Origin of the sequence: Pseudoalteromonas sp. T1lg76 (assembly GCF_002964725.1) — a bacterium.
GTDB lineage: Bacteria > Pseudomonadota > Gammaproteobacteria > Enterobacterales > Alteromonadaceae > Pseudoalteromonas.
This window is the reverse complement of the sequence record NZ_PQCE01000102.1, coordinates 1-578: the sequence shown is the minus strand read 5'-3', so window position 1 is coordinate 578 and position 578 is coordinate 1. Positions and strand designations below refer to the sequence as shown.

The following is a 578-nucleotide window of genomic DNA, read 5'->3' as shown; positions in this document are numbered from 1 at the left end:
CGTATCCAAGGTGGTGGTATCGGTGACCGTGCCTGTGTTCCCGGCAGCGTCGGTCACTGTCATGGTGACGGTCAGTTCGCCGTCAGCGAGACCTGACAGGTCTTGCCCAACGACGGTCAGGTTGCCGTTGCTATCCGTGCTGATCGCCGAACTCGGTACAGTGATGGTGGTCACGCCATCACTGATGGTGATGCTGTCGACGGTGGCACCGGCTTCAACAACGCCAGAAAGGGTCACGTTGGTTGCTTCGTCTGCGCTTAACAGCTCATCGCCGCCGTCGTCGAACGCAATACTGTTTACGCCATCACCTGTGCTCGGTGCGCCCGTATCCAAGGTGGTGGTATCGGTGACCGTGCCTGTGTTCCCGGCAGCGTCGGTCACTGTCATGGTGCGTATCCAAGGTGGTGGTATCGGTGACCGTGCCTGTGTTCCCGGCAGCGTCGGTCACTGTCATGGTGACGGTCAATTCGCCGTCAGCGAGGCTTGAAAGGTCTTGCCCAACGACGGTCACATTGCCGTTGCTATCCGTGCTGATCGCCGAGCTCGGTACCGTGATGGTGGTCACACCATCACTGATG

Annotated in this window: 1 pseudogene; it reads right to left on the bottom strand. The window is 59.5% G+C overall.

What is annotated here, in order from left to right:
* A pseudogene (locus C2M35_RS15390) lies at positions 1 to 387 on the bottom strand (hypothetical protein); the annotation flags it as partial.
* Positions 388 to 578: the final 191 nt, after the last annotated feature.